Here is a 7,908-nt window from a genome sequence, read left to right as displayed (position 1 = left end):
TTAGCAAAATCAGGCTTTTTAATTTCAATTCCTTTTTTGTATTTTTTTACACATTCTAATTTAAATTCTAATGAATATTTCATAAAAAATCCCCTTTTCTACTTTTCTAGGAAAAGGGGATCTGCTCATTTAGAAGCTGATTTTTTAATCATTAATCTCTTGGAATTCTTGAAAAATTAAAAGAATTTATATCAAAGTATGATTATAGTATTATTCATTTAGTTCATTATGTTGATTATCTTGATAAAAAATAAGAATTAATTTTGTAGAATTTGAAAGTTTTATAAGCGCAATTATTACGAATATAAATCCAACAAATGTTCAAATAAAAATAATCCCTCAAATTAAACTATAATAAGAAAATGTACATCTTTTTGTATGTTATAAAGTATTAAAGTTTGTTCATCATTATTTCTCGAAGCAATATACATTTCAAGCAAGTTAAGTATTTTTTATCATTATATTATTAATATCTACTGTTTCTCTTTCTAGAATTTTTTCTATTAGCAAGTACTCTGTTATTTTGTGGATATCCATTGTTTTGTTGGTAACCATTATTTTGAGAGTAGTTATTGTTTTGGTAATAATCATAAGAATCATCGTCATATTGAAAGTCATAGTAATCTTGTTGATAATTGTTCATTGTTGCTGTTTGCTGAGGTGAAAATTGTATCATTGACAAAGTTTTTGCAGCAGAAGAAGCTTTAAATAAAGAGACTAAAACCAAAATACCAAAAAGTGTCAAAAAAGCTCCAAAGAAAGGGATTCACATAAATATAAACATTTTTGAAACAAAATTTATTTTTCTATATGCATCATACAACATAAAAGATGAACTAGAATTTTGTGAATTCATAACTAATGGGTATATGAGATTTTTTAAAGAAATTGTTCTAACTGTGAGTACAATAGCAGTAATTAATCCTACAAAACCGATAGCCAAGGCAAATACAAAAACGCTTGTAAATTTAGCTTCAAATAGAGAACTAGAATTATATGACATCGAGTCATCAGTTACTAATGAATATCTATCTCTTCTACTTAAACTACTAATATATTCTTTTACAACAGGTAATGAAAGTGTAACAAATAAAACACTAACGATTATAGATAAAAATCACAAGATTCAAATAAATCTAATAGTATTTCTAAGTGCTTTAGCTTTTAAAAAATAAGTGATTGAAGATTCATAATATTCATATTATATATAAATTGCAAAATTTTTAGCACTTTTTGTACAAAAAGTACATTTTGTCTTGAAAAGCTCTTTAATAATAACAATATTTATTAAAAGCTAAGTAATATAAACACATATTCATTTGTGTCTTATTATTTTAATGTATATAAGTTATGCATTATAAACTGCTTCTTAAAAAGTAATAAAAAATCCTTCAAAAATAAAGGATTTTTATAATTTTTTTAGTAAATTCTTACCAAAAAAAAGAATATTGATATAAAATTTTTTGCTTGTATAGATTCAACTATACATTTTTATATTTTAAAAAAGGAAAAATATGTTAAAAAATAAAACAATATTTAAGCAATTATTCATTAGTACTATTGCGTTTGTTCCTCTAGTAGCTTTAGTTTCTTGTGGAGAAACAAAAAGTAAAAGTGGCTCTGATCAACAACCAAATGTTCAAGTTAATCATTTAACAAAAGAAGAAGCGCAAAATAAATATAATGAAATAAATAGTGAATTTGAAACTATTAAAAATAAGCAATTAAAAGACAATACTGATCCGCAAATTAAAAGTTCTTTAGACTATTTATTACCTAGAATTAAAGAAATTTTAGAAAAAGATAAATTTGATTTTGTAAAAGCACAAACATTTTTAGATGTTGTAAAAGATAGACTTGCTAAATTCAAAGCTGCTATTAAAGAATAAATAAAATAAAAAAAGAGCAAAAATGCTCTTTTTTTAATAACTTGAATTATTGGTAATTTTAAATTATATGGCGCGCCTGGAAGGACTCGAACCCTCAACCTCTTGGGCCGTAACCAAACACTCTGTCCAATTGAGCTACAAGCGCATGGAGGCACCAACCGGACTCGAACCGGTAATCAAGGTGTTGCAGACCTATGCCTTACCATTTGGCTATGGTGCCATTAAAGTAATAAAATTTTACTATAATTTTCATTTTGTTATAGCAAATTTTACTACTTTTAAATATTTATTTTAGATTCGAATTCTTAATTTATTAATTTTGTATAAATTAACTTCTGCTTTATTTTGAAAATAATCATAACAATTATCTAAACTTGAGATTAATTTAGCTTTTTTGTCTAAAATAATTTTTTGGTAAACATTTTCTTTGTAATACTTTAGAATTTGTAAATATTTATCCAGATTTACTAAATCAAATTCTAGAGTATAAACTTTTTCTTGTTTTAAACTACAGATATTTTTATTTGTACTTACTAAACTAGCTGCATTGTAATATGAACGAGTTAGTAAACTTAAACCAAGTTGTGCATTACTTTTATATCTTGCAATAATAATTAAAATATTATAAAGATTGTGAGTAAAAATCACATCTTGAATTTTTTTACCAGAACTTGATTTTGGTTCAGTAGATTCATAAAATTTACTTTGATTATTTTCTAATCTATAAGCATAAACTATGTGTTTGGCTTTTGATTCTTTTTGTTTTATTTGTGCTAAAAAACTACCGATTTGTTGTTGAGTTTCTACATAAAAAACATAGACAAAAAATTTAGAATCTTTTACTTCTAACAAGTAATTGTCTTGATCTAAACAACAGCTTTTATACATTTTTTCCTTTAAAAAATGAAGAAAAATTAGTTATTTTATCAATCTCAAGTAGATGATACATAATTACAATTTATAACCACAAAAGCAAAAGAGTTTTTTAGATATTGATTTTAATTTCTACACATACTTAGTTGGTAAAAATATTGTTTTATTTAAACACAAATGCTTAAAGCAACTGAATTAGAAGCAAAACTTTTTATTTTAATTAAATTTAAAATTTTTAAAGAAATATTATTTTAATTTTAGATTTTAGCAAACATAAAATTTAAAGTATCTTTTAAAATACAAATAGCAAAAACTGTGAAAAAAGAAATGTTTTTATTTTTGTGGTAATGTTTTTTCAGGTTCAACAAATCTAACTTTGAAGATTGAAACATATTTTGGTTGATATTCTTTTTTAAAGGTAATTTCTATCTTGCTTACTTTTGTTAATTTATCCAAAACAAATGTTCATTTGTGATAGGTTTCAGTTGTGGTTGTAAACTCTTTGTTAGATTGAGTTTGATGTTGTTGAGTTGTTTTTGGTGTTTTTGTAGTTGCAGTAAATTCTGTTGGATTATTAACAGTTAAATCTTTTGTTCAATCTTGACCACGTTCATCTTTATAAGTAATTTTAACAGTAAAGTAAGAAGTAAGATGTTGTTCGGCACTATATTCATTGTGTTTTCTAGCGAAAATTCAAAATTCTTTCATTAACCTACTATCAAGATTTTGTGGATTTATGGTAAAAACAATATCTTTACCTTCGGTTTTATTAGCATATCAATAAGAAAAATAACTATTATCATCAGTTAATGCAAAACGAGGTTCAAAAAAGGAATCAGCTGATGTTGCAGTTGCATTATATTTGTCTTTTGTATCCTTAATTTCGACCAATTTATTAAGATTTTTTATTGTATATGATTGTTGAGTTGTAGAACCAAAGTAAGTTAATGAATAAGTAACAGGTAATTCACCTTGCTTATCATCCACAGTACCAGAAGTAACTTGTAAAGAAGAATTTATAAGTGGTTTTTGCTCATCTTTTATAGTTGCATTTAATAATTCTTTTGTAATCATAGAAGGTAGATAATTTTTGTTTATTGTGTCTATACTATTATCTACTAATTGAACAAAATCAGCTTTAGATTTAACATCTAACGTTTGTAAATTAGTTGCTAAAATGCTTGTTTTTTCTTTGTCTTTGTTTGTCTTTGCAAAAATATTAAGTGATTTAAGTGTGTATTTTCCACTTTCATTTGCAAAACTTGGAACTTGAACATTAAAACTCGAAGTACTATCATCATAAACAACATTATCACCTTGACCTGTTTCATGATGAGTAATTATTTTTTCAGTTGCAGTGGATTGATTTTGCTTTGTAAATGAATAAGTTAAACTTACATCATAATTATTAAAATTATCTAAATTATTTTCTACTTTAAGATTGAATTTACCAGTTTTTATATCTAAAGGTGTTGCTGATAATAATTTAAAACTGATTATAAAATCTAATGGTTTATCTGTGGCTTTTGATTTTGCTATATCAAAATAAACTAAATTATTTAAAGTTTTTGAATTTGTTGCAAAATCAGGAATATTTCTTTGAATTTTAACAATTTCATATTTTGTATTAATATCTAAATTATTAAGTGTTGTTTCAACAAATCTTCCTTCATTTTCATCACTTGAATATTTTGCTGATACTGTTTTTACTAAATCATTTGGATCATTAACTTTTTTATACGAAATAGTAAGCGGAGATTTTGTTTCTTCAGTTTTGTAATCATCATCAAAATTAAATCTAATTTTTACAGAATTTAGATTTGTTTGTACAACTCTAAAGTTAGAAATTTCTTGTGTGTATATAAAGGAATCAGTAATGTTATTTTTAACGAAATCTATATCTTTGAAAACATCTGATTCTGATTTATCAAAAACAAAAATTTTAGATAATTTATAATTAGTATTTTTACTTAAATTAGTAAAGTTAAACTCATATCTTGAAGTATCTTCTAAGATTTTTTGTGGTTGTGATTTAACAACTTTGCCTTGATCATCTGTATATTCAACTTGAAGGTTTCTGTTGTAAAAATTGCTAGGTAATGAAGTAAAAGTAATATCTAATTTGTATTTTAACTTATCATTTTCAAGTTCTTTTTGACCAAGAAGTTCAAGATTAATATCTTTAGTTGCTGTTGTAAAATTAAAATCTGAATCAGCAGGTGCAGTTCAAAAGGGAACATTAGCTAAAAGATCAAAGTTTTTATAAGGATTTTCTACAAAAGCAAGACTAACTAATTCGTATTTTGTATCCTCTTTTAAATTATTAACTCTAAAATTAAGTCCATAAGTTTCATCATCTTTATTTTCAGCTACTGAATAAACACTGAAGATTTTTGCATTATCTGAATTAAAATTACTTTCTTTAAATTTAGCTTCAATTTGTTGGCTAGGATCTAAACTTAGAGCTTTAGATACAAAATCAACATTGATAGTTGCTGAAGAAATTGTTAAATCTGTAGCAAAATCCACAGGTTTTTGAACTTCGATTCCATCTACATTTGAAATCACAAGCTTGACTTTTTCTGTTTTACTTTGATTGTCAGTAATTATTTTGTTGAGTTTGAGATTCAACATACTAAAAAGTTCGTTATCACTTAACAAAACTTTTGCGTTTGCATCTGCATGCTTGCTAATTTTTACTTCTTGTCCTTCTGAATTTTGTAAAAAAATATTAATTGTTGCATTTTTAGAAATGTCTTTATTTAGCAAAATGCTCTTGTTTTTAATATCAAGTTTACCTACACTTAAGTCAATTCCGTTGCTATTATCAGCTTTTCAAATGCTGTTTTGGTTCATATCTAAAACTTCAACTAGTCTTTCATTTCCAGTTTTGTCTTGAATTAGCAAAACACCATTGTGAGCTCCTAAAATTTTTCTATTCAAGTTATTTGATTCATCTTTAAAAACAGCTACATAGCTTACATCTAAATTATTTTTTTCTAATTTAAGTCTTGCTTGAGGAATTCCATCATTATCATAATTTAATTTCATAGATGGACTAGAGATAGCATTATTTTCTTTGATAACAAAATATGTTCCAACTGAAACAGAAGAAACAGTAAGAGTTGATACTAAAGATAGTGCAATTACGATTGGTTTTTTCATTTTTTAATACTTAAATCCTTTATTTTTGAAGAAAAAATTAATAAATTATGTTTTGTAAAAAATACAAATATAAAAAAATTTTTTCTTTATCTTTATGTGTTTTTAAGTTTAATTTTTTGAATTATAAAAAAATTTGATTTGCTTAAGCGAACTTATATTCAAATAAGTGTGTCTAATATATCTAATTTATTATACTAAAATAAAAATATATTCAAAGACTTTTTTAGAAAACAAGTCTTTGAATATATTGATTTTTTTAAGATTTTATAGCTGATTTTAAATCAGAATAACGAAATTCTGAAGTAACTTCTTCAATTTTATCAGTGAAAATAGTGGTATATTCTTCTTCGACATAAACAAGTCCATTATATATATCATAAACTTTTTGAGTATTAGATTTATCAGATCCGATAAATAATTTATCAGCAACTAATGAAGCAACAAAAGGATTTTGACCATATTGGCAACCTTTGTAACCTTCTGTTGTTCTAAGAGTTACTAAATCAGTATCTGTTTCTAAGAAAATTCCCGAAGGAGTAATAATTTTTAAATGAGTAAGCTTCATTTTTATAGTTTTTTAGCTTTTTCAAGTGCTTCTTCAATTGTTCCGATATATAAAAATGCTTCTTCTGGAATGTCATCATATTTACCTGATAATAATTCAGCAAAACTTCTAATAGTTTCCTCTAATTTTAAAAATTTACCTTTAATTCCTGAAAATTTTTCAGCAACAAAAAATGGTTGTGATAAAAAGTTTCTAATTCTTCTTGCTCGAGCAACAACTTTTTTATCTTCTTCTGATAATTCATCAACCCCTAAAATTGCAATAATGTCTTGTAATTCTTTAAATCTTTGTAATGTTTGAATAACTTGACGAGCTACATTATAATGCTCTTGTCCAACAATTAAAGGGTCCAAAATTCTTGAACCCGAAGCTAGTGGATCAACAGCTGGATAAATTCCTAATGAAGCAATATTTCTATCTAAAACTGTTTTAGCATCTAAATGTGAAAAAGTTGTAGCAGGAGCTGGGTCAGTTAAGTCATCAGCTGGAACATAAACAGCTTGTACAGAAGTAATGGAACCGTGTTTTGTTGAAGTAATTCTTTCTTGTAATTGTCCCATTTCTGTAGCTAATGTAGGTTGATAACCAACAGTTGAAGGAATTCTTCCTAATAAAGTCGAAACCTCTGATCCTGCTTGTGTGAATCTAAAAATGTTATCAATGAATAATAAAACATCTTGATTTTCTTGATCTCTAAAGTATTCAGCCATAGTTAGAGCAGAAAGTGCAACTCTCATACGAGCTCCAGGAGGTTCATTCATTTGTCCAAAAACTAGTGCTGTTTTATCTAAAACACCAGCTGCTTCCATTTCAAAATAAAGATCATTTCCTTCACGAGATCTTTCCCCTACTCCGGCAAAAACAGATAATCCACCATGTTGTGTTGCAACGTTGTTAATTAATTCTTGTACTAAAACTGTTTTTCCAACTCCGGCTCCACCGAAAAGACCAATTTTTCCTCCTTTAACAAAAGGAATTAGTAAATCAATAACTTTAATTCCAGTTACTAAAATTTCAGATGAAGCTTTTTGATCAACATAACTAGGAGCTGGCGAGTGAATTTCTTTTAATTGTTCAAAAACAGGGGCTGGTTTTTCATCAATTACCTTACCTAAAACATTAAACATTCTAGATAAAACTTGACGTCCAACAGGTACTTGAATTTGTTTTCCTGTATCGATTACATCAAGACCTTTGTAGAGATTATAAGTCATATCCATTGCTATGGTTCTTACTGTATCATCTCCGATATGTTGTTCGACTTCAAGGGTTATTTGCTTGATTTTTCCATCTTTATCTGCTGGTAAGTTAACAACTAAAGCATTTAAAATTGCAGGCAGATTCGAAGAAGGAAAACGCACGTCAATAACTGGACCAAGAATTTGTATTATTTTTCCGATATTTTCTTTTTGCATA

7 protein-coding genes and 2 tRNA genes are annotated in these 7,908 nt (G+C 26.1%); 2 read left to right on the top strand and 7 right to left on the bottom strand.

Going from position 1 to position 7,908, the window contains the following annotated elements; genetic code table 4:
* Positions 1 to 466 precede the first annotated feature (466 nt).
* A complete protein-coding gene (locus tag F801_RS04090; protein ID WP_027332480.1) occupies positions 467 to 856 on the bottom strand; it encodes a hypothetical protein in 390 nt (129 codons plus the stop codon).
* Between the two features lie 13 nt (positions 857 to 869).
* On the opposite strand from F801_RS04090, the gene F801_RS04450 reads away from it, so the two are divergent.
* Positions 870 to 1,175, top strand: a complete 306-nt coding sequence (locus F801_RS04450) for a hypothetical protein (protein ID WP_014582562.1) — start codon at positions 870 to 872, stop codon at positions 1,173 to 1,175.
* Positions 1,176 to 1,514: 339 nt separating this feature from the next.
* A complete protein-coding gene (locus F801_RS0103145; protein WP_013302059.1) occupies positions 1,515 to 1,889 on the top strand; it encodes a hypothetical protein in 375 nt (124 codons plus the stop codon).
* Positions 1,890 to 1,957: 68 nt separating this feature from the next.
* On the opposite strand, the gene F801_RS0103140 is transcribed toward F801_RS0103145, so the two are convergent.
* The 6 genes from F801_RS0103140 to atpD form a co-directional block, all read right to left on the bottom strand.
* Positions 1,958 to 2,034: transfer RNA gene (locus tag F801_RS0103140), tRNA-Arg, on the bottom strand.
* 1 nt (position 2,035) lies between these two features.
* Positions 2,036 to 2,109 (bottom strand) — tRNA-Cys (locus F801_RS0103135).
* A 71-nt stretch (positions 2,110 to 2,180) separates the two neighbouring features.
* Entirely contained in the window at positions 2,181 to 2,777 is a 597-nt protein-coding gene (locus tag F801_RS0103130) for a YigZ family protein (RefSeq protein WP_013302058.1), read from the bottom strand.
* A 318-nt stretch (positions 2,778 to 3,095) separates the two neighbouring features.
* A complete protein-coding gene (locus tag F801_RS0103125) occupies positions 3,096 to 5,927 on the bottom strand; it encodes a lipoprotein 17-related variable surface protein (RefSeq protein WP_020104641.1) in 2,832 nt (943 codons plus the stop codon).
* Positions 5,928 to 6,183: 256 nt separating this feature from the next.
* Positions 6,184 to 6,492: an ATP synthase subunit epsilon domain-containing protein gene (locus F801_RS0103120; RefSeq protein WP_014335550.1), complete on the bottom strand. Its 309-nt coding sequence runs from the start codon at positions 6,490 to 6,492 to the stop codon at positions 6,184 to 6,186.
* A gap of 2 nt (positions 6,493 to 6,494) precedes the next feature.
* Positions 6,495 to 7,907: a F0F1 ATP synthase subunit beta gene (atpD, locus tag F801_RS0103115; RefSeq protein WP_014335551.1), complete on the bottom strand. Its 1,413-nt coding sequence runs from the start codon at positions 7,905 to 7,907 to the stop codon at positions 6,495 to 6,497.
* Position 7,908: the final 1 nt, after the last annotated feature.

The organism is Mesomycoplasma hyorhinis ATCC 17981 (assembly GCF_000383515.1).
Taxonomy (GTDB): Bacteria; Bacillota_I; Bacilli_A; order Mycoplasmatales; family Metamycoplasmataceae; genus Mesomycoplasma; species Mesomycoplasma hyorhinis.
This window is presented reverse-complemented; position numbering and strand designations above follow the sequence as displayed.